22 protein-coding genes and 2 pseudogenes are annotated in these 25,541 nt (G+C 69.5%); 16 read left to right on the forward strand and 8 right to left on the reverse strand.

What is annotated here, in order from left to right; genetic code table 11:
• Positions 1–17 precede the first annotated feature (17 nt).
• Positions 18–452, reverse strand: a complete 435-nt coding sequence (locus B128_RS0110740; RefSeq protein WP_018112275.1) for a hypothetical protein — start codon at positions 450–452, stop codon at positions 18–20.
• Positions 453–461: 9 nt separating this feature from the next.
• Entirely contained in the window at positions 462–1,835 is a 1,374-nt protein-coding gene (locus B128_RS0110745; protein WP_018112276.1) for a PucR family transcriptional regulator, read from the reverse strand.
• 147 nt (positions 1,836–1,982) lie between these two features.
• Here B128_RS0110745 and hpaI point away from each other — a divergent pair, with 147 nt between their 5' ends.
• The 14 genes and pseudogenes from hpaI to B128_RS0110815 all read left to right on the forward strand — a co-directional run bounded on the left by hpaI (position 1,983) and on the right by B128_RS0110815 (position 15,756).
• Entirely contained in the window at positions 1,983–2,873 is an 891-nt protein-coding gene (hpaI, locus tag B128_RS0110750; protein WP_018112277.1) for a 2,4-dihydroxyhept-2-ene-1,7-dioic acid aldolase, read from the forward strand.
• Entirely contained in the window at positions 2,870–3,610 is a 741-nt protein-coding gene (locus tag B128_RS0110755) for a fumarylacetoacetate hydrolase family protein (RefSeq protein ID WP_018112278.1), read from the forward strand. Before hpaI ends, B128_RS0110755 begins: the two co-directional genes overlap by 4 nt.
• Entirely contained in the window at positions 3,607–5,157 is a 1,551-nt protein-coding gene (gene hpaE, locus B128_RS0110760) for a 5-carboxymethyl-2-hydroxymuconate semialdehyde dehydrogenase (protein WP_018112279.1), read from the forward strand. Before B128_RS0110755 ends, hpaE begins: the two co-directional genes overlap by 4 nt.
• Positions 5,158–5,162: 5 nt before the next feature.
• Positions 5,163–6,614 carry a 4-hydroxyphenylacetate 3-monooxygenase, oxygenase component gene (hpaB, locus tag B128_RS0110765; protein ID WP_026175202.1) on the forward strand — a complete coding sequence of 484 codons (1,452 nt, stop codon included), beginning with the start codon at positions 5,163–5,165 and terminating at the stop codon, positions 6,612–6,614.
• Between the two features lie 28 nt (positions 6,615–6,642).
• Positions 6,643–7,092, forward strand: a complete 450-nt coding sequence (gene hpaC / locus B128_RS0110770; protein WP_026175203.1) for a 4-hydroxyphenylacetate 3-monooxygenase reductase subunit — start codon at positions 6,643–6,645, stop codon at positions 7,090–7,092.
• A complete protein-coding gene (gene hpaD, locus B128_RS0110775; protein ID WP_018112282.1) occupies positions 7,080–8,039 on the forward strand; it encodes a 3,4-dihydroxyphenylacetate 2,3-dioxygenase in 960 nt (319 codons plus the stop codon). Before hpaC ends, hpaD begins: the two co-directional genes overlap by 13 nt.
• A 109-nt stretch (positions 8,040–8,148) precedes the next feature.
• The gene (locus B128_RS0110780) at positions 8,149–9,318 is read left to right on the forward strand and encodes an ABC transporter substrate-binding protein (RefSeq protein WP_026175204.1); all 1,170 of its coding nucleotides are present in this window, start codon (positions 8,149–8,151) and stop codon (positions 9,316–9,318) included.
• Positions 9,319–9,321: 3 nt separating this feature from the next.
• A complete protein-coding gene (locus B128_RS0110785) occupies positions 9,322–10,299 on the forward strand; it encodes a branched-chain amino acid ABC transporter permease (protein WP_018112284.1) in 978 nt (325 codons plus the stop codon).
• Entirely contained in the window at positions 10,299–12,050 is a 1,752-nt protein-coding gene (locus tag B128_RS12400; RefSeq protein ID WP_018112285.1) for a branched-chain amino acid ABC transporter ATP-binding protein/permease, read from the forward strand. Before B128_RS0110785 ends, B128_RS12400 begins: the two co-directional genes overlap by 1 nt.
• A gap of 16 nt (positions 12,051–12,066) precedes the next feature.
• A complete protein-coding gene (locus tag B128_RS0110795; protein ID WP_018112286.1) occupies positions 12,067–12,792 on the forward strand; it encodes an ABC transporter ATP-binding protein in 726 nt (241 codons plus the stop codon).
• Positions 12,789–13,194, forward strand: a pseudogene (gene paaI / locus B128_RS0110800) (hydroxyphenylacetyl-CoA thioesterase PaaI); the annotation flags it as partial. The gene B128_RS0110795 and the pseudogene paaI, both read left to right, overlap by 4 nt.
• Positions 13,154–14,491, forward strand: coding sequence for a phenylacetate--CoA ligase family protein (locus tag B128_RS0110805; protein ID WP_026175205.1), 1,338 nt, complete (start codon positions 13,154–13,156; stop codon positions 14,489–14,491). The pseudogene paaI and the gene B128_RS0110805, both read left to right, overlap by 41 nt.
• Before the next feature lie 2 nt (positions 14,492–14,493).
• Positions 14,494–14,913 (forward strand): thioesterase family protein, encoded by a 420-nt coding sequence (locus tag B128_RS0110810; protein ID WP_026175207.1) that lies wholly within the window; start codon positions 14,494–14,496, stop codon positions 14,911–14,913.
• Between the two features lie 42 nt (positions 14,914–14,955).
• A complete protein-coding gene (locus B128_RS0110815; protein WP_018112290.1) occupies positions 14,956–15,756 on the forward strand; it encodes an SDR family NAD(P)-dependent oxidoreductase in 801 nt (266 codons plus the stop codon).
• Here B128_RS0110815 and B128_RS0110820 read toward each other — a convergent pair.
• Positions 15,753–16,892 (reverse strand): MFS transporter, encoded by a 1,140-nt coding sequence (locus B128_RS0110820; protein WP_018112291.1) that lies wholly within the window; start codon positions 16,890–16,892, stop codon positions 15,753–15,755. The two genes, B128_RS0110815 and B128_RS0110820, sit on opposite strands and share 4 nt — an antisense overlap.
• Positions 16,893–17,008: 116 nt before the next feature.
• Here B128_RS0110820 and ppdK point away from each other — a divergent pair, with 116 nt between their 5' ends.
• Positions 17,009–19,603, forward strand: a complete 2,595-nt coding sequence (ppdK, locus tag B128_RS0110825) for a pyruvate, phosphate dikinase (protein ID WP_018112292.1) — start codon at positions 17,009–17,011, stop codon at positions 19,601–19,603.
• On the opposite strand, the gene B128_RS0110830 is transcribed toward ppdK, so the two are convergent.
• From B128_RS0110830 to B128_RS0110850, 5 genes are read right to left on the reverse strand one after another with little or no spacing between them, the layout of a single operon-like run.
• Entirely contained in the window at positions 19,600–21,420 is a 1,821-nt protein-coding gene (locus tag B128_RS0110830) for a bifunctional sugar phosphate isomerase/epimerase/4-hydroxyphenylpyruvate dioxygenase family protein (RefSeq protein ID WP_018112293.1), read from the reverse strand. The two genes, ppdK and B128_RS0110830, sit on opposite strands and share 4 nt — an antisense overlap.
• Position 21,421: 1 nt before the next feature.
• Positions 21,422–22,387, reverse strand: coding sequence for a zinc-dependent alcohol dehydrogenase (locus tag B128_RS0110835; protein ID WP_018112294.1), 966 nt, complete (start codon positions 22,385–22,387; stop codon positions 21,422–21,424).
• Positions 22,387–23,880, reverse strand: coding sequence for a tripartite tricarboxylate transporter permease (locus B128_RS0110840; RefSeq protein ID WP_018112295.1), 1,494 nt, complete (start codon positions 23,878–23,880; stop codon positions 22,387–22,389). Before B128_RS0110840 ends, B128_RS0110835 begins: the two co-directional genes overlap by 1 nt.
• The gene (locus tag B128_RS0110845; RefSeq protein ID WP_018112296.1) at positions 23,877–24,284 is read right to left on the reverse strand and encodes a tripartite tricarboxylate transporter TctB family protein; all 408 of its coding nucleotides are present in this window, start codon (positions 24,282–24,284) and stop codon (positions 23,877–23,879) included. The genes B128_RS0110840 and B128_RS0110845 overlap by 4 nt, the downstream gene beginning before the upstream one ends.
• Positions 24,284–25,258 (reverse strand): Bug family tripartite tricarboxylate transporter substrate binding protein, encoded by a 975-nt coding sequence (locus tag B128_RS0110850; protein ID WP_018112297.1) that lies wholly within the window; start codon positions 25,256–25,258, stop codon positions 24,284–24,286. The genes B128_RS0110845 and B128_RS0110850 overlap by 1 nt, the downstream gene beginning before the upstream one ends.
• Positions 25,259–25,359: 101 nt before the next feature.
• Here B128_RS0110850 and B128_RS0110855 point away from each other — a divergent pair.
• Positions 25,360–25,541: pseudogene (locus B128_RS0110855) on the forward strand (hypothetical protein); the annotation flags it as partial.

Here is a 25,541-nt window from a genome sequence, read left to right on the forward strand (position 1 = left end):
ATTAATCGTGAAAACTTTCATTTTTTCTTCCCGAAGGCATAGACCAGCTCATCCCCCTTGCGCACCACCAAAAGCAGGGCCGCCCGGCCCAGGCTGTCCTTGAGCACGTACTTGGTGCGCACCTCCCCCTCCACCACCTTCTCCTCCTGCCCTTCCAGGAAGTACCCGGCGGCGGCGAAGGCAGTGAGCACCTGCTGCACGAAGGCGGCGTGGAGCCGGCTGGCGATGCCCTTGGCGGCGAAGGCCTCCAGGGCGTACCCCCTGGCTTCCGGGAAGCGGCTTAAGAGGGGTTCGGGGCTGCGGGCCTTATAGGTGCCCGAGGGCAGGCGCACCGCCGGGTCCAGGCTGGAGAGGGTAGCCACCACCGTGGTTACCTCCACCAGGGTCTGGGCCAGGGCCCCGCCCGCGCCTAAAAGGGAAAGGACCAGGGCCAATACCTTGAGCTTGACCATGGGGTCATTTTAGCCCAGGAGGAGGTCCCGGGCCCTTAGGGCCAGGTGGACCCGGGCCAGGACCTCGGGGCGGGAGAGGGGGCCGAGGGCTTCCTCTATCCGCTTCAGGCGGTAGCGCAGGGTGTTGGGGTGGATGTTGAGGCGCGCGGCTGCCTCCTCCACCCCCCCGGAGGCCATGAAGACCTCGAGGGTACGGAGGAGTTTGGGCGGAAGGGGAAGGTAGCGCTCCACCAGGGCCCTCAGGTCCTCCGGGGACTGTTGCAGGAGGACGAAGGCCACGGGGTCCAGGCCGGTAAAGGAGAGGGCCTCCCCGGGACGGGCGGCCTTAAGGGCGATGAGGGCCTCGCGGTAGGCTTCCTGGACCCCGGTGTCGGCGTGGACGGCGGAGTAGCCCAGCCGGCTTCCTGGGGGCAGGGCGGCCAGGAGGCTTTCCGCTTCCCGTTTGGGGCTGTGCACCTGCCACATGGCCGCCACCCGGTTGCCCCGCACCGCCAGGAGGTAGGGTACCCCCAGGCGGTCCAGGTAGGTGCCGGCGCGGCGCCTGAGCTCCAAGGTGGCCTCCCGCCGCCTCTCCTCCGCCAGGCGGTGGCGGCCCGGCACCTCGGGGGGTTCCACCAGGCTCAGCACCCACTCCACGCCCTCGGCGAAGCCGAAGGCGAAGAGCCTGGCCGGCTCGGCCTCCCCCAGGATCAGGCCCTCGAGGAGAGCCCCACCCAGGGACTCCTCCTGCATCCTTTCCAGGCTACGCTCCAGGGCCCGCACCCGCAGGACCCGGGCCGCCACCTCCAGAAGCCCCCGGACCCCTCCCAGGACCTCCTCCTCCCCGTAGGCCACCAGGACCCCCTCCCCGGCCTCCAGGGCCAGCCAACCCCGGCTCGTCCCGGGCTCCTTGGGGTGCTGGGGGGGCACGGGGCCGGCGAAGCCCAGGACCTCCCCCCAGGGGGCCACCCGGGCCAGGGGAAGGCCGGTGGCCTGGTGGAGGACCTCCAGGAGGGGGCGGTCGGGAAGCTTGAGGAGGAGGTCCAGAAGCCCGGCCAGGGCTAGGCCCGGCCCCAGGGCGAAGAGCCTCTGGGCCAGGGCCTTTTCCACCTCCTCCCGCCGGAGCCAGGGGGGGTAGAGGGCCAGGCCCAGCCCTTCCTTCTGGGCCAAGGCCAGCACCTCGGGGTCGGGGGCGGGCAGGAGGAAGCCCGAGGCGGTGCGGTAGCGCCACAGGTTCCCCTCGGGGCGGAAGAGGAGGAGGGCCCCCTCCAGGGGCAGGAGGGGGCGGGGTTCGGGGAGGAGGTAGAGGACGGGGCGCTCCGAGGGGACCAGGGCCTCGAGGCCCAGTCCCTGGACCAGGGCGGTGAAGCTGATGGCACTTTGGCCAAAATTTTCCGCAACCATGGTGCACTAGTACAATATCAGGCCTGGCCCTCGGAGGCGGCCAGAGAAAAGTTATCTTAGTTCACAAAGATAGGAAGAAGTATCGGTCTTATACACAATTGCCCCCGCCTTTCCCCTGCCGCCATCCTGGGAGGCGAAAGGAGCAGCATGTTCCGCGGGTCCATACCTCCCTTACCCACACCTTTCCGCCGGGGGCAGATTGACGAGGCCGCCCTGAGGGCCCTGGTGGAGCGGGCCATCCGCGAGGGCTCCCACGGGATCAGCGTGGGGGGCACCACCGGGGAACCGGGGACCCAGACCCTGGAGGAGCGAAAACGGGTGATGGCCATCGCCCTGGAGCAGGCGGCGGGCCGGGTGCCCGTCCTGCCCGGGACCGGGGCCTTGCGCCTGGAGGAGACCCTGGAGCTCACCCGCTTCGCCCAGGAGGTGGGGGCCCAGGGGGCCATGGTCATCGTTCCCTACTACGTGAAGCCCAATCAGGAGGGGCTTTACCGCTACTTCGCCGAGGTGGCCCGGGCGGTTCCCGACTTCCCCCTCATCCTCTACAACATCCCCGGCCGGGCGGGGGTGGAGATCGCCCCCAGGACCGTGGCCCGCCTCCGGCGGGACTTCCCCAACATCGTGGGCCTGAAGCACTCCTCCAAGGATCTGGAGTACCTCTCCCAGCTCTTCCAGGAGGTGGGGCAGGACTTCCTGGTCTTCTGCGGCCTGGAAAGCCTCACCCTGCCCATGATGAGCCTGGGGGCGGTGGGCACCATCGCCGCCACCGCCAACTGGCTCCCCAAGGAGGTGGCCCGGCTCACGGAGCTGGCCCTGGCCGGGGACTACGGGGGGGCCAGGGAGATGCACTACTACCTCCTGGAGGCCAACGAGGCCATCTTCTGGGACACCAACCCCATCCCCCTGAAGACCGTGCTCTCCTGGATGGGGCTTCTGGAGAAGGAGTGGCGCCTCCCCTTGGGGCCCACCACCCCCGAGGTGGAGGAGCGGCTTAGGCGCATGGCCCGGCGCTACGGCCTGATGGGGGAGGAGGCATGAAGCGTTGCCGCTTCCTGGCCAAGGGGCGGGTGCACCACGGGGTCTACCGGGAGGGGCTTCTGCTGGACGAGGCCGGGGAGGCCCACGACCTGGAGGCCGTCACCTGGCTCCTGCCCTTCACCCCGGGCAAGGTGATCGGGGTGGCCCTGAACTACGCGGACCACGCGGAGGAGCTGGGCCTTTCCCGTCCCGAGGAGCCCGCCCTCTTTTGGAAGCCCAACACCAGCCTCCTCCCCCACAAGGGGGTGGTGCTCTACCCCAAGGGGGCGGCCTACGTGCACTACGAGGTGGAGCTGGCCGTGGTGGTGGGCCGCCCCATGAAGCGGGTGAAGGCCAAGGACGCCCTGGACTATGTTCTGGGCTACACCATCGCCAACGACCTGGTGGTGCGGGACTTCGTGACCAACACCTTCCGCCCCCCCATCCGGGCCAAGGGGCGGGACACCTTCTTGCCCCTGGGCCCCTTTTTGGTGGAGGGGGAGGTGGCGGACCCCCAGAACCTCTGGCTACGGGCCTACGTGAACGGGGAGCTGAGGCAGGAGGGGCACACCTCGAGGATGCTCTACAGCGTGGCCGAGCTTCTGGCCTTCATCAGCGAGTTCATGACCCTGGAGCCCTACGACGTCCTCCTCACCGGCACCCCCAAGGGCATCAGCCAGGTGCGCCCGGGGGACGTGATGCGCCTGGAGATAGAGGGCCTGGGGGCCCTGGAGAACCCTATTGAGGAGGAGGCATGAGGTACGCCGACCGCGTGGCCGGTATCCCCTGGGAGCGGATTGAGGCCATCCGCAAGGAGCTTGCCGCCTGGACCGCCCTGCACCACATCGGGGGAGAGTTTGTCCCCTCGGAAACCGGGGAGACCTTTCCCACCCTGGACCCCTCCAGCAACGAGCCCCTTTCCCAGGCCGCCCGGGGCGGGGCGCGCGAGGTGGACCGGGCAGCCCGGGCGGCCCACGAGGCCTTTGCCCGCTGGAGCCGCACCCCGGCCCGGGAGCGCAAGCGCTACCTCCTGAAGATCGCCGAGCTCTTGGAGAAGCACGCGGACGAGCTGGCGGTGGTGGAGGCCCTGGACACGGGGCAGGCCCTGCGCATCGTCCGGGCCCAGGTGGCCCGGGCGGCGGAGAACTTCGCCTTCTACGCGGAGTACGCCGAGCACGCCATGGAGGACAAGACCTACCCCGTGGACCGGGACTGGCTCTACTACGCGGTGCGGGTGCCCGCCGGGCCCGTGGGCATCATCACCCCTTGGAACGCCCCCCTGATGCTCTCCACCTGGCGCATCGCCCCCGCCCTGGCCGCGGGGGACACGGTGGTGTTGAAGCCGGCGGAGTGGAGCCCCTTAACCGCCAGCAAGCTGGCGGCCATCCTGCAGGAGGCCGACCTGCCCTCCGGGGTGTTCAACGTGGTCCAGGGCTTCGGGGAGGAGGCGGGGGCGGCCCTGGTGGCCCATCCCCTGGTGCCCCTCATCACCCTCACGGGGGAGACGGAGACCGGCAAGGTGGTCATGCAAAACGCCGCCCAGCACCTGAAGCGGCTTTCCCTGGAACTGGGGGGCAAGAGCCCGGCCCTGGTCTTCGCCGACGCCGACCTGGAGCGGGCCCTGGATGCGGTGGTCTTCCAGATCTACTCCTTCAACGGGGAGAGGTGCACGGCCAGCTCCCGGCTCCTGGTGGAGGAGGCCATCTTTGAGGACTTCGTGGCCCAGGTGGCGGAGCGGGCCCGGGCCATCCGGGTGGGCCACCCCCTGGACCCCGAGACCGAGGTGGGCCCCCTGATCCACCCCGAGCACCTGCAGAGGGTCCTGGGCTACATCCGGGTGGGCCTTCAGGAGGGCGCCCGGCTCCTGGTGGGTGGGGAGCAGGCCACCACCTCCTTCCGCGGGGAGGACCTCTCCCGGGGCAACTACCTCAAGCCCACCCTCTTCGTGGGGGAGAACTCCATGCGCATCGCCCAGGAGGAGATCTTCGGGCCCGTTTTGCTGGCCATCCCCTTCAAGGACGAGGCGGAGGCCCTGCGCCTGGCCAACGAGACCAGGTACGGCCTTGCCGCCTACGTCTTCACCCGGGACCTGGAGCGGGCCCACCGCCTGGCCCTGGAGTTGGAGGCCGGGCTCATCTACCTCAACAGCCACAACGTCCGCCACCTCCCCACCCCCTTCGGCGGGGTCAAGGGAAGCGGGGAGCGGCGGGAAGGAGGCTTTTACGCCTTTGAGTTCTACACCGACCTCAAGGCCGTGGGGCTGCCCTTAAGGCCCCCCCACGTGCCCAAGTTTGGAAAGGGGTGAACGGCATGGCAAGGACCGGCGCGGAGTACATAGAGGCCCTGAAGGAGCGTCCCCCCAACCTCTGGTACAAGGGGGAGAAGGTGGAGGACCCCACCACCCACCCGGTTTTCCGGGGCATCGTGCGCACCATGGCCGCCCTTTACGACCTGCAGCACGACCCCCGCTACCGGGAGAGCCTGACCTACGAGGAGGAGGGGAAGCGGCACGGGATGAGCTTCCTCGTCCCCAAGACCAAGGAGGACCTCAGGCGGCGGAGCCAGGCCTACAAGCTCTGGGCCGACCAGAACCTGGGCATGATGGGCCGGAGCCCCGACTACCTGAACGCCGTGGTCATGGCCTATGCCGCCAGCGCCGACTACTTCGGGGAGTTTGCCGAGAACGTCCGCAACTACTACCGCCTCCTGCGGGACAAGGACCTGGCCACCACCCACGCCCTCACCAACCCCCAGGTGAACCGGGCCAAGCCCCCCTCGGCCCAGCCCGACCCCTACATCCCCGTGGGGGTGGTCAAGCAGACGGAGCGGGGCATCGTGGTGCGGGGGGCGCGGATGACGGCTACCTTCCCCCTGGCGGACGAGGTGCTCATCTTCCCCTCCACCCTCCTCAAGGAGGGGCCGGGGAGCGAGAAGTACGCCATCGCCTTCGCCCTGCCCACCTCCACCCCCGGGCTCCACTTCGTCTGCCGCGAGGGGCTGGTGGGCGGGGAGAGCCCCTTTGACCATCCCCTTTCCAGCCGGCTGGAGGAGATGGACTGCCTGGTGGTCTTTGACGACGTCCTGGTGCCCTGGGAACGGGTCTTCATCCTGGGGAATGTGGAGCTTTGCAACAACGCCTACGCCCAGACCGGGGCCCTCCACTACATGGCCCACCAGGTGGTGGTGCTGAAGACCGCCAAGACCGAGGCCTTCTTGGGGGTGGCGGCCCTCATGGCCGAGGGCATCGGGGCGGACGCCTACGGCCACGTGCAGGAGAAGATCGCCGAGATCATCGTCTACCTCGAGGCCATGCGGGCCTTCTGGACCCGGGCCGAGGCCGAGGCCAAGGAGAACGCCTACGGCCTCCTGGTGCCCGACCGGGGGGCCCTGGATGGGGCCCGGAACCTCTACCCCCGGCTTTATCCCCGCATCCGGGAAATCCTGGAGCAGATCGGGGCCTCGGGGCTCATCACCCTGCCCTCGGAGCGGGACTTCAAGGGGCCTTTGGCCCCCATGCTGGAGAAGTACCTCCAGGGGGCGACCCTGGAGGCCAAGGAGCGGGTGGCCCTCTTCCGCCTGGCCTGGGACATGACCCTTTCTGGCTTCGGCGCCAGGCAGGAGCTCTACGAGCGCTTCTTCTTCGGCGATCCCGTGCGCATGTACCAGACCCTTTACGGCGTCTACGACAAGGAGCCCTACAAGGCCCGGGTCCTGGCCTACCTGCGGGAGGCCCTGCGGGTCTTTGAGGAAGTGCGGGCCTGAGGGGGTTGGAAACGTGGGCGAGGGAGAGTTGAAAGACCTCTTCAAGGAGGCCATGAGCCGCTTTGCCGCCGGGGTTACCGTGGTCTCGGCGCGGCACGGGGAGGAGGAGCGGGGGATGACCGCTACCGCCTTCATGTCCCTCAGCCTCGAGCCCCCCCTGGTGGCCCTGGGTATCTGGCAGGGGGCCAAGGTCCTCCCTCTCCTGGAGGCCGCCCAGGCCTTCGCGGTAAGCCTCCTTCGCGAGGGGCAGGAGGGGGTTTCCGAGCACTTCGCCGGCCGCCCCAGGGATGGGGTGGGCCTGACGGCGGGCCGGGTGGAGGGGGCTTTGGCCGTGTTGCGGTGCCGGCTGGAGGCGGTCTATCCGGGGGGTGACCACCGCCTGGTGGTGGGCCGGGTGGAGGCCCTGGAGCTGGGGGAGATGGGGCCGCCCCTGGTCTACTTCGCCCGCGGCTACAGGAGGTTGGTATGGCCATCGTGAGGGTGGGATTTTTGGAGCTTTGGGTGCGGGACCTGGAGCGGAGCCTGGAGTTCTACGAGGGCCTTTTGGGCTTCCGCCTGGAGCACCGGGAGGGCCATAGCGCCTACCTCAGGGGCTACGAGGAGCTGGAGTGGAGCCTCAAGCTCACCGAGGCCCCCATGGCGGCGGTGCGGGCCCTGGGCTTCAAGGTGGACGCCGAGGAGGGCCTGGAGGCCCTTATGGCCTGGGCGGAAGCCGAAGGGCTTCCCCACCGCCTCGAGGCCGACTGGGGGCGGCCAAAGGTCCTCCGGGTCCAGGACCCCTTCGGCTACCCCCTGGCCTTCTACTTCCGGGCGGAGAAGCTTCCCCGGGTCCTCCAGGACTACCACCTCCACCGGGGCCCTGGGGTGTTGCGCATAGACCACCTCAACGTCTTCTCCCCGGAGGTGGCCGAGGCCACCCGGTACTACCAGGAAAGGCTTGGCTTCCGCCTCACGGAGTACACCGAGGACGAGGAGGGCCGGCTTTGGGCGAGCTGGCTCCACCGTAAGGGGAACGTGCACGACATCGCCTTCACCAACGGGGAGGGCCCCCGCCTCCACCACTTCGCCTACTGGCTCCCCGACCCCCTGGCCATCCTCAAGGCGGCGGACATCCTGGCCGGCGCCCGGCGCACGGACCAGATTGAGCGGGGCCCTGGGCGGCACGGCATCTCCAACGCCATGTTCCTCTACCTCAAGGACCCCGACGGGCACCGCCTGGAGCTCTACACCTCCGACTACCTCACCGTGGACCCCGACCTGCCCCCGGTGCGCTGGAGCCTCAACGACCCCCGCCGCCAGACCCTCTGGGGGCACAGGACGCCCAAGAGCTGGTTCCTGGAGGGAAGCCCCTTCCTGGACCTGGAGGGGAGGCTCCTTCCCACCCGGCCCTCGAGGCTCCTCGGCATCCCCGAGCACGTGACCTAGCTTGACGGGACAGATGTCCCTAACTAGACTGGAAGCCAAACCGAACGGCCGTTAGTTAGACCCTGCCCGGGCCCAGCCCGGTGGGAAAGGTGGTAAAGGAGGGAAGAACATGAGGCGATGGTTGGCAGTAGCGTTGGTCCTGGCCCTTTCGGCCTCGGCCCAAGAGGTTCTCAAGGTGGGCGTGGTGGTCTCCGCCACCGGTCCGGCGGCTTCCTTGGGCATCCCCGAGCGGAACACCTTCCTCATGCTCCAGGAGATGCTGGACCGCACGGGGGGCGTGGCGGGGCGCAAGGTGCAGTTCGTCATCCTGGACGATGCCTCCGACACCACCCAGGCGGTGCGCAACACCCGGCGCCTGGTGGAGGAGGGGGTGGTGGCCATCGTGGGCACCACCACCACCCCGGCCTCCTTGGGCATGATCCCCGTGGTGGCCGAGGCCAAGGTGCCCATGATCTCCCTGGCGGCCAGCAAGGACATCATCCACCCCGTGGACGCCCAGCGCTTCTGGGTCTTCAAGACCCCCCAGACGGAGGAGCTCATGGCCCGGGCCATCGTGGCGGACATGGTGGCCCGGGGGGTGAAGACCGTGGGCTACATCGGCTTCAACGATGCCTACGGGGAGGGCTGGGCCCGCTTCTTTGAGGCGGAGGCCCGGGCCAAGGGCATCCAGGTAGTGGTGAGCGAGCGCTACGCCCGCACGGACACCTCGGTGACCGGCCAGGTCCTGAGGATCATCGCCCGGAGGCCCGAGGCCGTGCTCATCGGGGCCAGCGGTACCCCCGCGGTCCTTCCCCAGCGCACCCTCAAGGAGCGGGGCTACACCGGCCTCATCTACCAGACCCACGGGGTGGCCAACCCCGACTTCCTGCGGGTAGGCGGCCAGGACGTGGAGGGCACCCTGTTGCCCGCCGGGCCCATCCTGGTGGCCGAGCAGCTCCCCACGGGCTACCCCACCAAGCGGGTGGCCCTGGACTACATCCAGCGCTACGAGGCCAAGTACGGCATCGGCAGCTACTCCACCTTCGGCGCCCACGCCTGGGACGCCTGGCTGATCCTGCGCCCGGCCCTGGAGCGGGCCCTGCGGCGGGCGGACCCCAAGGACCTGGCGGCTTTCCGCGCTGTTCTTCGGGACGAGATTGAGGCCACCCGGAACCTGGCGGCCACCCACGGGATCTTCACCTTCAGCAAGGAGGACCACCTGGGCCTCCGCTTTGAGGACACCGCGGTGATGGTCCGGGTGGAGGGGGGCCGCTGGAAGCTGGAGCGCACCTTCCGCTAGTCCATGGACGCCACCATCCTCGGCTTCCTCCTCCTGGACGGGCTGCAGAACGGCGTGGTCTACGGCCTTCTGGCCCTAAGCCTGGTCCTGGTCTTCGCCGTGACCCGGGTGATCCTGGTGCCCATCGGGGAGCTCCTCATGTTCGCTCCCCTCTCCCTGGTCTGGCTCCTGGAGGGGAAGCTTCCCGGCACCCTCTGGCTGGCCTTGGCCCTGGGGCTGGCCTGGGCCCTCCTCTCCCGGGGGAGGGGGGCCCTCCTGCCCCTTTTGGGGACGGCGGGGCTTGGCCTCCTCTTCCTCCTGGCCCGCGGCGTGCCTCCCTTGGCCTACCCCGCGGTGGTCCTCCTGGTGGTCTACCTGGGGGTGGCCACCTACCGGGTCTTTTTCCAGCCCATGCGGGAGGCCACGGTCCTGGCCTTCCTCATCATGGCCGTGGGGCTCCACGTGGCCTATATGGGCCTGGGCCTGGTCTTCTTCGGCCCCGAGCAGTTCCGCCCCGAGCCCCTTCTGCGGGGGGAGGTGGTGGTGGGCCTTTCCTGGCAGGGGGTCTTGGTCCTCCTCTTCGCCCTTTTGGCGGTGCTTGGCCTCTACCTCTTCTTCCGCCTCTCCCTCTTCGGCAAGGCCCTCTTGGCGGCCGCGGAGAACCGGCTTGGGGCCAGGCTTTCGGGCATCCCTCCGGAGGAGGCGGGGATGGTGGCCTTTGGCATCGCCAGCCTGCTGGCCGGCCTTTCTGGCCTCCTCCTGGCCCCCCTCATCAACGCCGCCTACTTCATGGGCTTCATGCTGGGGCTTAAGGGCTTTGTGGCCGCCATCCTGGGGGGGCTTTCCAGCTACCCCATGGCCCTTTTGGGAGCCCTTTTGGTGGGCTTCTTTGAGAGCTTTACCAGCTTTTACGCCAGCGCCTACAAGGAGGCCCTGGTCTTCCTGCTCCTGGTGCCCGCCCTCTTCTACCAGAGCCTCCGGGCACGGGCGGTGGAGGAATGATGCGCTACCTGTGGTTTCTCCTGCTCCTTTTGCCCCTTCTCCTTTCCCCTTTTCCCTACTACCTCACCCTCCTCAACTTCTTCGCCCTCTCCGCCATGGTGGCCCTCTCCCTCCTGGTGCTCACCGGCCTGGCGGGCATGACCAGCTTTGCCCAGGCGGCCTTCATGGGCATGGGGGCCTACGCCACTGCCCTCCTCACGGTGAAGGCGGGGTTTTCCCCCTGGCTTGGGCTTTTGGCGGGGCTTGGGCTTTCCCTCCTCCTGGCCCTGGTCCTGGGAGGGCTTACCGTGCGGCTCAAAGGGCACTTCCTCCCCCTTTCCACCATCGCCTGGCAGGTGGCCCTCTACATCCTGGCGGGGAACCTGGTGGGGCTTACGGGGGGGCACACGGGGATGACCGACCTGCCCCCTCTGGTCCTCCTGGGCCTGCCCCTGGACACGGGGTTCCGCTATGCCCTTTTCAGCCTCCTCCTCCTGGCCTTCCTGATCCTGGCCCTGGACAACCTGCGGCATAGCCGCCTGGGCCGGGCCCTTCTGGCCCTGCGGGGGGATGCCCTGGCGGCGGCCAGCTTCGGGGTGGACCCGGCCCGGCTCCGCCTGCAAGCCTTCCTGCTTTCCGGGGCCATCGCCGGCCTGGCGGGATTTTTGTACGCCCACTTCCTGCGCTTTGTGAACCCCACGCCCTTTAGCCTGGAGGCCTCCATCAAGTACCTGGTCATGGCGGTGGCCGGGGGGGTGGGGTCCATCCCTGGGGTTCTCCTGGGGGCAGCCTTCTTCACCGGACTGGAGGACTGGCTCAAGGACCTCCTGCCCCTCCTCCTGGGCCGGCAGGGCAACTACGAGACCATCGGGTATGGCCTCATCCTGGCCCTCATCCTCATCCTGGCCCCCCGGGGTCTTTGGCCCCTTCTGGAGCGGCGTCTGCCGCGGCGAGAGCGGGGGCTGCCCCGGGCCGAACCCCTGCCCCTGCAGGCTCCGGCCGGGCCCCGGGGAGAAGTGGTCTTGGCGGTGGAGGGCCTGCGCAAGGCCTTCGGGGGTCTCCTGGCGGTGGCTGGGGTTTCCTTTGCCCTCAGGCGGGGGGAGATCCTGGCCCTGATCGGCCCCAACGGGGCGGGGAAGACCACCACCTTCAACCTCATCACCGGGGCCATCTCCCCTGATGGGGGGCGGGTGGTCCTCCTGGGCCGGGAGATCACCGGCCTTCCCCCCCACCGGGTGCACGCCCTGGGCCTGGGGCGCACCTTCCAGCACCCCCACCTCTTCCCCGAGCTCAGCGTGCTGGAGAACGCCGCCCTGGGCACCCACCTGGGGACGCGGGCGGGGTTTTTCCAGGTCCTCCTGGGGCTGCACCGCAAGGAGGAGGCCCGGGCCCTGGCCACCGCCTACCGGGCCCTGAAGCGGGTGGGCCTGGAGGGCCTGGCCTTGGAGCGGGCGGAGCGGCTTTCCGTGGGACAGCAACGCCTCCTGGAGATCGCCCGCCTCCTGGCCTCGGGGGCCACGGTCCTCCTCCTGGACGAACCGGCGGCAGGGCTTCGCGCCGGGGAAAAGCGGGAGCTGGCCCACCTCCTGCGCTCCTTGGCCAGGGAGGGGTACACGGTGCTCATCGTGGACCACGACATGGACCTCATCATGGGCCTGGCGGACCGGGTGGTGGTGATGAACTACGGGGAGAAGATCGCCGAGGGCACCCCCAAGGAGGTGCAGAAGGACCCCCTGGTGCGGGCCGCCTACCTGGGGGAGGAGGCCGCCTAGGCGGGGGAGGAGGGATATGCTTCTGGTGGAGCGTCTTTGCGTGCGGTATGGCCCTCTGGAGGCGGTGCGGGGGGTGGGCTTTGCCCTGCGGGAAGGGGAGGCCCTGGCCCTCATCGGCCCCAACGGGGCGGGGAAGACCAGCGTCCTGCGAGGGCTTCTGGGCCTGGCCCGGGCGGAGGGGCGGGTGGTCCTGGAGGGGCAGGAGCTCAAGGGGCGAAGCCCCGAGGCCCTCCTCCGCCTGGGCCTGGTCCTGGTGCCCGAGGGGAGGGCGCTTTTCCCCGGCCTTTCCGTGGAGGACAACCTCCTCCTGGGGGGCTTCACCCGCTTCCGCCGCGGGGAGAACCTGGGGCCGGATCTGGAGCGGGTCTACGCCCTCTTCCCCCGGCTTAAGGAGAGGCGGCGCCAGCTGGCGGGTACCCTTTCTGGGGGGGAGCAGCAGATGCTGGCCATCGGCCGGGCCCTCATGGCCAGGCCGAGGATCCTCCTTCTGGACGAGCCCTCCTTGGGCCTGGCCCCCCTGATGGTGCGGGAGATCTACCGCATTCTGGCCGAGCTCAAGCGCCAGGGCGTCACCCTCCTCCTGGTGGAGCAGAACGCCAAGATGGCCCTCTCCCTGGCCGACCGGGGCCTGGTGCTGGAGGCGGGGGAGGTGGCCCTGGAGGGGCCGGCGGAGCTCCTGCGCCAGGACCGCCGGGTGGTGGAGGCCTATCTGGGCCTGGCCCGGGAGGTGGAGGAGGGATGAAGGACCCCTTCATGGAAACCCTGGGCCTTTCCGTGCGCCACCTGGCCCCGGGGGAGGCGGTGGTGGTGGGCGTGGTGAGGCAAGAGCACCTGAACCTCCACGGCACGGCCCACGGGGGTTTCTTGTACGCCCTGGCGGACAGCGCCTTTGCCCTGGCCTCCAACTCCCGGGGTCCGGCGGTGGCCCTCTCCTGCCGCATGGACTACTTCCGTCCCCTCTTCCCCGGGGCCCAGGTGGAGGCCCGGGCCAAGGAGGTGAACCTTTCCCGGCGCACGGCCACCTACCAGGTGGAGGTGGTCGCGGAGGGCAAGGCCATAGCCCTCTTTACCGGAACCGTCTTTCGTTTAGGAGGTGAGGCATGATCTACCAACCCGAACTGGAAACCCTGCCCAGGGAGAAGCTGAGGGCCTTGCAGGAGGAAAGGCTCAGGCAAGTGGTGGCCTATGTGTACCAGCGGGTGCCCTTTTACCGCCGCCTCCTGGAGGAGGCCGGGGTGCGCCCCGAGGAGGTGCGTTCCCTGGAGGACCTGCCCCGGCTACCCTTCACCAAAAAGGACCACCTGCGGGAGAACTACCCCTTCGGCCTCTTCGCCGTGCCCCGGGAGGAGCTGGCCCGCATCCACGCCTCTAGCGGCACCACGGGGAAGCCCACGGTGGTGGGCTATACCCGGAAGGACCTCCAGGTGTTTGCCGAGGTGGTGGCCCGCTCCCTGGCGGCCGCGGGGGCCAGGCCGGGGATGATGCTCCATAACGCCTACGGGTACGGCCTCTTCACCGGGGGGCTTGGCCTCCACGGGGGGGCCGAGGCCCTGGGGATGACCGTGGTGCCCGTCTCCGGGGGCATGACGGAGAGGCAGATCCTCCTCATCCAGGACTTCCGCCCCGAGGTCATCTCCTGCACCCCCTCCTACGCCCAGACCCTGGCGGAGGAGTTCCGGAAGCGGGGAGTCTCCCCGGAGGCCCTTTCCCTGGAGTACGCGGTGCTGGGGGCAGAGCCCTGGACGGAGGCCATCCGCAAGCAGGTGGACGAGGGCCTGGGGGTGCGGAGCACCAACATCTACGGCCTTTCCGAGATCATCGGTCCCGGGGTGGCCAACGAGTGTGTGGAGGAGCGCCAGGGAAGCCACATCTGGGAGGACCACTTCCTGCCGGAGATCGTGGACCCCGACACGGGGGAGCCCCTGCCCGAGGGGAAGGTGGGGGTTCTGGTCTTCACCACCCTCACCAAGGAGGCCATGCCCCTCCTGCGCTACTGGACGGGGGACCTCACCTTCCTAACCTACGAGCCCTGCACCTGCGGCCGCACCCACGTGCGCATGGGCCCCATCCTGGGCCGCACCGACGACATGCTCATCATCCGCGGGGTGAACGTTTACCCCACCCAGGTGGAGGCCGTGCTCCTGGGCATTCCCGAGGTGGAGCCCTACTACCAGATCGTGGTGCGGCGGGAGGGGACCCTGGACGAGGCCGAGCTCAAGGTGGAGGTCTCCCAGGCCTTCTTCCAGGAGATTGGCAAGAAGGCCCTTTCCGATGACGTCATCGAGGCGGACCACCGCCTGCACGCCCTGCGGGATAAGGTGGCCCACAAGATCAAGGACACCATCGGGGTGAGCCTCAAGGTCACCCTTCTGGCTCCCGGGGAGGCCCCCAGGAGCGAGGGGGGGAAGCTGCGGCGGGTCTTGGACCTGCGGAAGGCCTAGCCATGCGTCCCATCCCCGTCGGCTATGAGGCGGTGTTTGAGACCGTGGTCACCGAGGCCATGACCGTGGACTTTGAGGAGCTTGGGCGGGTGCACCCGGTCTACGCCACCTACTGGATGGCCAAGCACATGGAGCTGGCCGGCCGCAAGATCATCCTGCCCTTCCTGGAGGAGGGGGAGGAGGGGATTGGGAGCTACGTGGAGGTGCGCCACCTGGCCTCGGCCCTGCCGGGGATGCGGGTGCGGGTGGTGGCCCGCCACGAGCGCACGGAGGGGAACCGGGTCTACGCCACCATGGAGGCCTTCAACGAGCTGGGGGACCTGATAGGGCGGGGCCGCACCGAGCAGGTGATCCTGCCCAAGGCCAAGGTGGAGGCCCTCTTTGCCCGCCTGCGGGAGCGCTGGCAGGCCCGCCTTTCCTAGGGCCTTTCCTCCCCCGGGTGTAGGCTTATGGGGGAGGAAGCTATGAAGCTTAAGGGCAAGGTGGTGGTGGTAACCGGGGCGGGAAGCGGCCTGGGCCAGGCGCTTACCCTGGAACTCCTCCGGCGCGGGGCCAGGGTGGCGGCGGTGGACCTGAGGGAGGAGGGGCTCCTTGCCACCCGGCAGATGGCTGGGGGGCTGGCCGGGGGGCTCAGCCTCCACCCCCTGGACGTGACCGACCGGGAGGGGGTGGAGGCCCTGCCGGTGGAGGTGGAAAGGGTTCATGGCCAGGTGGACGGCCTTGTCAACAACGCGGGCATCATCCAGCCCTTTAAGCGCCTGCAGGACCTGGACTACGCGGCCATTGACCGGGTGATGCGGGTGAACTTCTACGGCACCCTGTACATGACCAAGGCCTTCTTGCCCCGGCTTCTGAAGCGCCCGGAGGCCCATATCGTCAATGTATCCAGCATGGGGGGGTTCTTGCCCGTGCCGGGGCAGACGGTCTACGGGGCCTCCAAGGCGGCGGTGAAGCTCCTCACCGAGGGGCTTTGGGCCGAGCTCCAGGGCACCTCCGTGCGGGTCACCCTGGCCCTGCCCGGGGCTATGCGCACGGGCATCGCCCAGCACTCCGGGGTGGAGGCCCCGGGGGCCCAGGGGGAGGTTAAGGTGCCCATCCTCGAGCCCGAGCAGGCGGCCAAAATCCTCCTGGATGCTGTGGAGCGGGACGCCTTCCGGGTCCTCCTGGGCCAGGACGCCCGCACCATGGACCTCCTCTACCGTCTAAGCCCCCTCTACGCCACCCGGCTCATCCAAAGCCGCATGCGCCACCTCCTCTCCTCCTAGCCCCTTCCCCGCACCAGCCAGGCGGAGAGGCCCATGAGGGCGGTGAGGAGGAGGGCGGTGGCGGCAAAGGCCTGGCCGTGGTGGGGGAGGAGGGGGTAGAGGAGGCCCAGGGCCTTTCCCGCCAGGGCGCTTCCCAGGGCCTGGCCGGTGGCCCGGGCCACGGAGAGGGCCCCGGAGGCCAGGCCCTCGAGGCCCCCCGGGGCCAGGGAGAGGACCAGGGCGTTGTTGGCCGCCTGGAAGAGGGCCCGCCCCACCCCCAGGAGAAGGAGGCCCAGAGCCGCCCCCCAGAGGGGGTGCCACAGGGGGAGGAGGGCAAAGCCCACCCCCGCGGCCACCAGCAAGGCGGCCCCCAGTCGCGCCACCTGGCGGTAGCCCAGCCGGTCGGAAAGCCGACCTGCCCAGGCCCCCAGGAGGAGGAGCTGCAGGGGCCCGAGGAGGAGGACTAGGCCGATGGCCTTAGGGGAAAGGCCCTCGGCCCCCAGGTGGAAGGCCAGGGCCACGGTGGTGCCCAGGGTGTGGAGGAAGTAGAGGGCGGTGGCCAGGAGGGCGGGCAGGAACCCCGGGGCCAGGAGGAGCCGGCCCAGGGAACCCTCCTGCTTGGGTAGCTCGGGGAGGTGGCCGGAGAGGAGAAGGGCCAAAAGACCCGCGGGCAGGGGCAGGAGGAAGACGTAGGCCAGGCCATAGCTGGCGGCAAGCCCGCCCAGGGCCGGCCCCAGAAGGGTTCCCGTGGCCACGGTGCTGGCCACCATCCCCAGGGCGTAGCCCCGCCCCTGGGGGAAGGCGTGGGCCGCCAGCCCCGGCACCAGCCCCACCACCAAGGCGGTGACCGCCCCCTGAAGGAAGCGGAGGAGGTAGAGGAGGGACAAGTTGGGGGCGAGGGCCAGGGCCAGGGCGAGGGCGGCGTGCAGGCCAAGCCCCAGGCGGAAGAGCCGGACTGCCCCCACCCGTCCCGCCCACCAGGCCACGGGCAGATAGGCCAAGGCCGCCCCCACGAGCCCTGCGGACACCACCCCCTGGGCCGCCTCGGGACCCACGCCAAAGGTGCGGGCCAGGAGGGGAAGGGCGGGGGCCAGGCTGCTCTCGCTCACCGTGCCCAGGAGCACGCCGGAGAGGAGGGCGAGGAGCCTGGGGTCCATGGGCAAAGTCTATCGGGCGGGAGCCGCAGAGGGTTCCCGTTCCCCCTGTGCGAACGGTGTAGCGGTGTGGGCCTTACACTTTTCCACGCTTCCACGCCCTGGGGGAGACTCAGGGCGTGGGTACGTTTGCCTATCTCCTGTCCGAGGCCAAGGGGCTTTCCCGGGACCTCCTGGGGGGCAAGGGGTATGGCCTGGTGGCCATGGCCGAGGCGGGGCTTCCCGTGCCGCCCGCCTTCGTCATCACCACCGAGGCCTGCCGCCTCCACCTGCGCCAGGGGGAGGTGCTGGGCCTTTGGGAAGAGGTAGAGGCCAAGATGGCGGCCCTGGAGGGCCTAACCGGGAAGCGCTTTGGAAGGGGGGAGGGGAAGGCCCCTCCCCTTCTGGTTTCCGTGCGGAGCGGGGCCCCGGTCTCCATGCCCGGCATGATGGACACCATCCTCAACCTGGGCCTGACCCTGGAGGGGGTGGAGACCCTGGCCCGGGCCACGGGCAACCCCCGCTTCGCCTGGGACAGCTTCCGCCGGCTTCTGGCCATGTACGGCGAGGTGGTCTTGGGGGAGCGGCCCGAGGCCTTTGAGGAGGCCCTGGCCGCCTTGAAGGCCAGGCGCAAGGTGGTGGGCGATGCCGAGCTTGCCGCCGAGGACCTGGAGGAGCTGGCCTTCACCTACCTGCGCCACCTGGAGGCCCGGGGCACGCCCTTCCCCATGGACCCCTGGGCCCAGCTCAAGGGGGCGGTGGAGGCGGTCTTCCGCAGCTGGCAGAACCCCCGGGCCCGGACCTACCGCCGCATCTACGGCATCCCCGAGGACCTGGGCACGGCGGTGGTGGTGCAGGCCATGGTCTTCGGCAACCTGGGGGAGGACTCGGGCACCGGGGTGGGCTTCACCCGCAACCCCGCCACCGGGGAGAGGGGCCTTTACGGGGAGTACCTGAGGAACGCCCAGGGGGAGGACGTGGTGGCGGGGATACGCACCCCGGAGCCCCTGGACCACCTGAAGGCCTACGCCCCGGAGCTTTACCGGGAGCTTCTGGGGGTGGCCGAGCTCCTGGAGCGCCACTTCCGCGACATGCAGGACTTTGAGTTCACCGTGGAGGGAGGGCGGCTCTACCTCCTGCAGACCCGCTCGGGCAAGCGCACGGCCCAGGCCGCGGTGCGCATCGCCGTGGAGATGGCGGAGGAGGGGCTCATCACCCGTGAGGAGGCGGTCTTGCGGGTGGAGGCCAACGCCCTCCCCGGCCTCCTCCGCCCCGCCGTGGACCGGGAAAAGGCCCCCAGGCCCCTCCTCAAGGGGCTCCCCGCAAGCCCGGGGGCGGCGGTGGGGCATGCGGTCTTCAGCAACGAGGCGGCGGAGCGCTACAACGCCGGGGGGCTTCCCACCATCCTGGTGCGCCCGGAGACCACCCCCGAGGACATTACGGGGATGTACCTCTCCAAGGGCATCCTTACCGCCCGCGGGGGGCTTACCTCCCACGCGGCGGTGGTGGCCCGGGGCCTGGGGGTGCCGGCGGTGGTGGGCGCGGAGGCCCTGAAGGTCTACCCCGAGGAGGGAAGGGCCCTGGTTGAGGGGGTGGAGATCCGGGAGGGGGACCTCCTCACCCTGGACGGGGCCACCGGGGAGGTCTACCTGGGGGCGGTGCCCCTGGTGGAGGCGGCGGGGGAGGCCCTTTTGACCAAGCTCCTGGCCTGGGCTGAGCCCCACCGCTCCCTGGGGATACGGGCCAACGCCGACACCCCGGAGGACGCCCTCCGGGCCCGGGCCTTTGGGGCGGAAGGGATTGGCCTGTGCCGTACGGAGCACATGTTCTTCCAGGAGGAAAGGCTTCCTTGGGTACGGAGGCTCATCCTGGCCGCTAGCCCTGAGGAGGAGAAGGAGGCTCTGGAGCGGCTTTTCGCCTTCCAGAAGGAGGACTTCAAGGGCATCCTCCGGGCCATGGACGGGCTTCCCGTCACCGTGCGCCTCCTGGACCCTCCCCTGCACGAGTTCCTTCCCCCCTTGGAGGAACTCGAGGCCAGGGCCGAGGCCGGCGATGAGGAGGCCCGGCGGCTTCTGGAGCGTGCCAAGGCCCTGGCGGAGCACAACCCCATGCTGGGCTTCCGGGGGGTGAGGCTTCTCCTCCTGCGGCCCGAGGTCTTTCGCATGCAGCTTAAGGCCCTGCTGGAGGCGGCCCAGGAGCTCAAGGCGGAGGGCCTTGACCCCCGCCCCGAGGTGATGGTGCCCCTGGTGGCCGACCCCAAGGAGGTGGCCCGGGCCCGGGCCCTGGCGGAGGAGCTTTTCCAGGCCTACGGGCCCATTCCCTTCGGCACCATGATAGAAACCCCCCGCGCGGCCCTCCTGGCGGGGGAGATCGCCCCCCTGGTGGACTTCTTCAGCTTCGGCACCAACGACCTCACCCAGATGGTCTTCGGTCTCTCCCGGGACGATGCGGGCAAGTTCCTCCCCCGGTACGTGGAGGAGGGCCTTTTCCCCTTTGACCCCACGGAGCGCCTGGACGAGAAGGGGGTGGGGCGGCTGGTGCGCCTGGCGGCGGAGGAGGGGCGGCGGGCCAACCCCAGGCTCAAGCTGGGCCTCTGCGGGGAGCACGGGGGAGAGGCGGGAAGCGTGCGCCTTTTGGCCGACCTGCTGGACTACACCTCGGCCAGTCCCTACCGGGTGCTCACCGCCCGCCTGGCGGCGGCCCAGGCGGGGCTTCTGGCCCCCTCCCCGGCCTAGGGGGTGGACCCCAGGGCGTGGGCCTGGGCCTGGAGCCGGACCCCGGTGTTCACCGCCCCGAAGCCGGCATAGCCTCCTCGCCTTTCCACCACCTCCAGGAAGAAGCGGCCGCGGAAGGTGGGGGTGTAGAGGTGGAAGAGCTCCCCTCCCTCGGGGGTACGGTCGTAGAGGAGGCTGTTGGTCTGGAGCTTTTCCAGGGTTTCCTCGGGAAGGGCGAAACGGGCGGCCAGGACGGCGTAGTAGGAGGCGGGGATGCGCAAGGGGGTGAAGCCCCGGGCCCTGGCCCTTTGGGCGAAGTTCAGGAGGTCCTCCACCTGGAAGGCGGCGTGCTGGATGCCGGCGTGGCCCAAGCTCTGCAGGAAGCGGAAGACCAGGGTGCCTCCGCCCTCGGCGGTGTTCAGGGGGATGCGCACGGCGCCGTTAGGGCTCCTCAGGGAGCGGCTGTAGAACATGCCGTAGGGGTCAAAGATTTCCACCGGGGGATCCACCCCGAAGCCCAAGAGGGCCTTGTAGATGAGGATCCAGCTGTAGAGCTCAAAGCGGGGGACCACGTTGGTGAAGTGGTCCACCCCCAAAAACCCCTCTTCCTCGGGGGCCTCGAGGGTCCGCAGGTGCAAGGCCACCTCCAGGGGGGTGTCCACCAGGTAGAGCCGGGTGTGGCCTACCCCTTGGATGCCGGTGAAGCCCTCCCCGGCCTCCCGGGGGAAGAGGGCCAGGCCGAGCTCCCGGGCCCGGGCGGCCAGGGGGGCGGCCTTGGGGACCCTGAGCCCTACCCCCAGGATGCTGGGGCGGTCCCGCGGGAGGTTTTCCTCCAGGTCGCTCCGCAGGAGAAGGCGGGCCTTGCCCGCAGCCCAAACCTCCCGCTCCATGGCGGGGTGGCGGGCCCTGGGGCGGAAGCCCAAGGGTTCCAGAAAGGCCCGGAGGGCCTCGAGGTCCTCGGGCTCCCCCCCGACCTCCAAAAACTCCACCCCCTGGGCGGAAGCCCCAGGGGGCAGGGGGGGAAGCAGGAGACCCAGACGGTCAAAGAGGTACTTCAGGGCCCGCATCCCGTCCTGGGCCACCTGCCCCGGAGGGGCGGCGCGGAACCACTCGTTGAAGATCTCCAGGGAGACCACGCCCTTATACCCGGTGGTCAGGACCCTTTCCAGGAAGCTTTCCATGGGCCAGTCTCCCTGCCCCGGCATGGCCCGGTGGTGGCGGCTTAAGGCCAGGGGGTCCATGAGGAGATTGGGGGCGTCGGAGAGTTGCACCAAGAAGAGCTTTTCCCCGGGCAGGGCGGCGATGGGTTCCAGAGGGTTTTTCCGAACGAAGCAGTGGAAGCTGTCCAAGACCAGGCCCAGATGAGGGTGGTCCGCCTGCCGGACGATTTCCCAGGCCTGCGGCCAGTCCCGCACGTGCCGGCCCCAGGCTAGGGCCTCGTAGCCCACGCGAAGCCCTCGCCTCGCGGCCCTTTCCGCCAGGACGTGGAGGTCCTCGGCCGCCCGCTCCGGGTCCTCTAGGGCCAGGGGGGAGGTGTTGGAGCACACATAGGTGAGCTCGGTGCCCAGCTCCTCCATGAGGTCAAACCAGCGCTCGGCCCGTTCCAGGTTCCGGCTGCGAAAGGGCTCGGGCATGGCCTCGTAGTCCCTGAGGGGTTGGAGGGCCACGATCCTGAGGCCCAGGTCCTCGGCGAGGGCCCGGAGCTCCCTGGGCCGGCCGGGGAAGCCCGCCAGGTCCTCTTCAAAGAGCTCCACTGCCCGGAAACCGGCCTGGGCGATGGCCAAAAGCTTTTCCTCCAGGCTTCCGCCTAGGGCGCAGGTGGCGATGGACCACTCCATATCACCACTCCAGGACCAGCTTGGGCTCGGGCACCTGCCCTTGCGCTAAGGCAGTGAAGGCCTCCTGGGCCTCGGCCGCCGGCCAGCGCCGCACCAGGGCCTCGGGGAGGTCCTCGAGGAGGCTTACGGCCTCGGCGAACTCCTCCGGGGTGAAGAGGTAGCTTCCCTGCACGGCCTTTTCCCGCAGGACCAGGTCCTGCAGGGCCAGGGGGGCTTCCACGCCCCCAAGCCCCAAGACCACCACCCGTCCCCCGGGGGCACAGGCCCTCAGGGCCTGGGGGAGGGTGGCCTCGAGGCCCACCGTGTCCAGCACCAACGGGAACCCTCCCTCGGGCGGAGGGCCTTCCCAGACCTCTTCCACCAGCCCCAGGCGCCTGAGGACCTCGGCCCGTGCGGGGTTGGGTTCCCGCAGGGATACCCGGAGGCCCCAGCGCCCCAGGAGCCAGGCGGCCAAGCCGCCCAAGGCCCCACCCCCCAGGACCAGGGCCTCCTCTCCGGGTTCCGGCTGCCCCAGCCTCGCCCCGTGGAGGACCACGGCCAGGGGCTCGGCCAAGGCCCCCTTCCAAGGGGGCAGGCCCCTGGGCAGGGGGTAGACCTGACCCTCGGGTATCCGAATCCACTGGGCCAAGCCCCCGGGCAGGTGAAAGCCCAGGTGGACCCGTTCGGGGCAGAGGTGGGGCTTGCCCCGGCGGCAGAAGGGGCAGGTCCCGCAGGGGATGGCGGGGTGGACGGCCACCACCTGCCCCAAAAGGCCTTCCGGGCCTTCCTCCACCACCCCGGCCACCTCGTGGCCCAAGACCAGGGGGGGGTGCCAGCGGGCCCGCATGGCCGGGGTTCCCTTGAACACGCCGAGGTCGCTTCCGCAAAGGCCCGTGGCCACCACCCGGAGGAGGAGGCCCGGCCCCTGGGGCACGGGCCGCTCCTCCAAGGCCAGGGCGCCGTAGTCCCGCAACACCCAGGCCCGCATCACCCCTCCCGGTCGGGCTGGGCCAGGTTCCGCAGAGCCCGGAGCCGCTGCCATTGCCTGAGTCTAAGCCAGAGCAGGCTTCCCACCAGGGCCAGGTTGGCCAGGGCCAGGAGGATGGCCACGGGCCGTTCAAAGAAGCTCAAGAGGTTCCAGTGGGTCTTGATCATGCTCACCATGAGGTGCTGTTCCAAAAGGGGTCCCAGGACCAGCCCCAGGACCACCTGGCCCAGGGGAAAATCCCCCAGGCGCAGGAGGAGGCCCAAAAGGGCCAGCAGGGCGGCCACGTAGAGGTCAAAGGGATTGTTGTTGATGGCGTACACCCCGATCAGGGAAACTCCGGCGATGAGCCCCAGCAACACCTTGCGGGGTAGCCGGGTGGCCAGTCCCGCCGCCAAAGCCCCCATATACCCCACCAGGGGCATGATGAGGACGCTGGCGAGGAGGAAGACCAGGTAGATCTCCACCACCAGGCCCAGGTTCTTGCTGAAGAGCTCCGGCCCCGGGCGGATGCCCAGGGTGAGGAAAAGGCCTAGGACGATGGCCGTGAGGGTGTCCCCGGGGATGCCCAGGGAAAGGGCGGGGATCCAGGTCCCGGCCACGGCAGCGTTGTTGGCGGAGGTTCCCGCCAGGACCACCTGTTCCCGGGAACCTCCGGCCGTGCGCTTGAGGTTGGCAGAAATCCAGGCAGCGAAGTCCGAGCCCGCCCCCGGAAGGAAGCCGATGAAGGTGCCCAGGAAGGCCGAGCGCAGGAAAAGCCACCGCTCCCGCAGGGCGAGGCGCAGGGGTTCCCAAAGGTAGGCGGTGAAGGAGCCCCTGAGGAGAGAGGAAGGTGGCCGGGGCAAGAGAGGCTCCTTGCCGAGGGCCTGGTATAGGAGCTCGCTCAGGCCGAAGAGGCCGATGAGGGCCACGATGAAGTTGATCCCCCCGAGGAGGTTCACCTGCCCGAAGGTGAAGCGGGGGTTGCCCAAGGCCGGGTCGTAGCCGATGGTGGCCAGGAGCATGCCCAGGGCGAAGGCCAAGGCGCCCTTGAGGAGGTGGGGTGAGCCCAGGACGCCGCTGATGACCCCCAGGAGCACCAGCCAGAAGTACTCAAAGGAGGAGAACTGGCGGGCCACCGCGGCCATCCCCAGGGAGCCCACCACCAAAAGCCCCGTGCCCACCAGACTACCCAAGGCGGAGAAGACGGCCGAGATGCCCAGGGCATAGGTCGCTCCCCGCTCCTGGGCCAGGTCGTGGATCTCCTCGGTGTAGGCGGCGGAGGCCGGGGTTCCTGGGATGCGGGCCATAACCGCCCCCATGTCCCCGGCGAAAATGGCGGTGGCGGTGAGGCCGATGATGGCTGCCAGGCCCACCTCTGGGGGCATGAAGAGGGCGAAGGGGATGAAGAGGCTAAGGGCCAGGGTGGCGGTGAGGCCGGGCATGGCCCCGAACACCGCCCCGTAGAAGCTTCCCAGGAAGAGGGCGAGGAGGACGTCCCAGGAGACGGCGTTCATGCGGGCACCCCCAGGAGGCGGACGAAGACTCCATAGGCCAGGGCCCAGATCCCCAGGGCCACCAGGAGGGCCCGGGGCCAGGTTTCCCCGTAAACCAAGGTGGCCAGGCCTGCCACCAGGGCGGCGCTTGGGGCCAGCCCTAGGCGGGGCACCAGGAGGGGGCTGGCCAAAAAAAGGAGGAAGAGTAGGCCGGCCTTCCATCCCCCGCTCCCTTCCCCGGCCGGGTTCGGGCCCCGGGCGGGAGCCAGAAACAGGTACAAGCCAGCCAGGACCAGGACCGTTCCCAGGATCCGCGGGAAGAGCTCAGGCCCAGGCCCGTCCGCCTTGGGCAGGCCAGAGCTCAGGACCCAGGCTAGGACCCCAAGCCCTAGGCCCAGGAGGGCTGCCAGGCGTTCCCAGACCATCAGAACTTGAGCCCCAGCTCCTGCACCACCCGGTTCATGGCCTGGGCCCTCTCCTGGATGAAGACCAGGCTCTGCTTGCGGTCCAGGTGCCGGATGACCAGGTTGGCGTTCTGCATGAAGCGGACGAACTCCGGCTCCTGCACCGCCTGGGCGAAGGCCTTGTCCAGGACGTCAATCACCGAGGGAAGGGTGAACTTGGGGGCCGCGGCCATGAGGAAGGAGGCGAAGGTCCAGTCCAGGCCCAGCTCCTTGAGGGTGGGGATGTCGGGGAAGGCGGGGAAGCGGCTGTCGGTCATGAAGGCCAGGTACCGGGCCTCCCCGGCCCGCACCAGGTTAGCAGCCTCCCCGATGGCCACGAAGGCCACGTTGATCCCCCCGGCCATGAGCTCCTGCAGGGCGGCGGCAGCCCCCTGGGTGGGCACCCAGGGCAGGGCCTCGTCCTTGAGGCCCAGGGTCCGCAAAAAGCCCAGGCGTGCGAAATCGTAGGAACCCCATTTGGCCGTGCCCGAGGCCTTGTAGCGCCCGGGGTTGCGCTTGAGGTCGTCGATGAACTCCTGGAGGGTGCGCCAGGGGGCGTCCTTGCGCACCACGATGCTCACGGGGTTCAACACCAGCAGGGAGATGGGGGAGAACATGTCGGCGCTGATTTTGGTCTGGGCCACCCAGGGGGGAAGGACCACCTCCAGGGTGATGATGCCGATGGTGTAGCCGTCGGGCCGGGCCTGGGCGATGGCCCCGTGCCCCACGGCCCCGCCACCCCCGGTGCGGTTGACCACCTGGACCGGGACCTTGAGGATCTTCTCCAGGGTAGGGGCCAGGGCCCGGGCGGTGAGGTCGGTGCTGCCCCCGGGGGACCAGGGGACGATGAGGGTGATGGGCCTCGAGGGGTACCTTTGGCCCCAGGCGGTGGGGAGGAAGAGGCTCCCCGCGCCCAGGCCCAGCCACTTGAGGAAGATACGCCTATGCCGCTGCATACCAACTCGCCTCCTTCTTTCCTTTGGGTTTGACCCCCCTTTCGGATATTCAATGCATACCCCCTTGACAAGCCAAAGGAAAAGGGGGCGCTTGGTGAGCTGTGGAAGAACACCAGACGCCCCCTTCCATCCTACCCCTGTCCCTGGAGGAACTGGTCCCCCTGCTCCAGGCATGGCTCCAAGCCCGCTTGCCAGAAGGGGAGAGAAAACCCGGCAGGCCCAGGACCTTCTCCGACCTCAGCCTCTTTCTCTTCCACCTGGTCCGCGCCCTCCTGGGCTTCTC

It is taken from the genome of Thermus igniterrae ATCC 700962, assembly GCF_000376265.1.
In the GTDB taxonomy this organism is placed as follows: Bacteria; Deinococcota; Deinococci; order Deinococcales; family Thermaceae; genus Thermus; species Thermus igniterrae.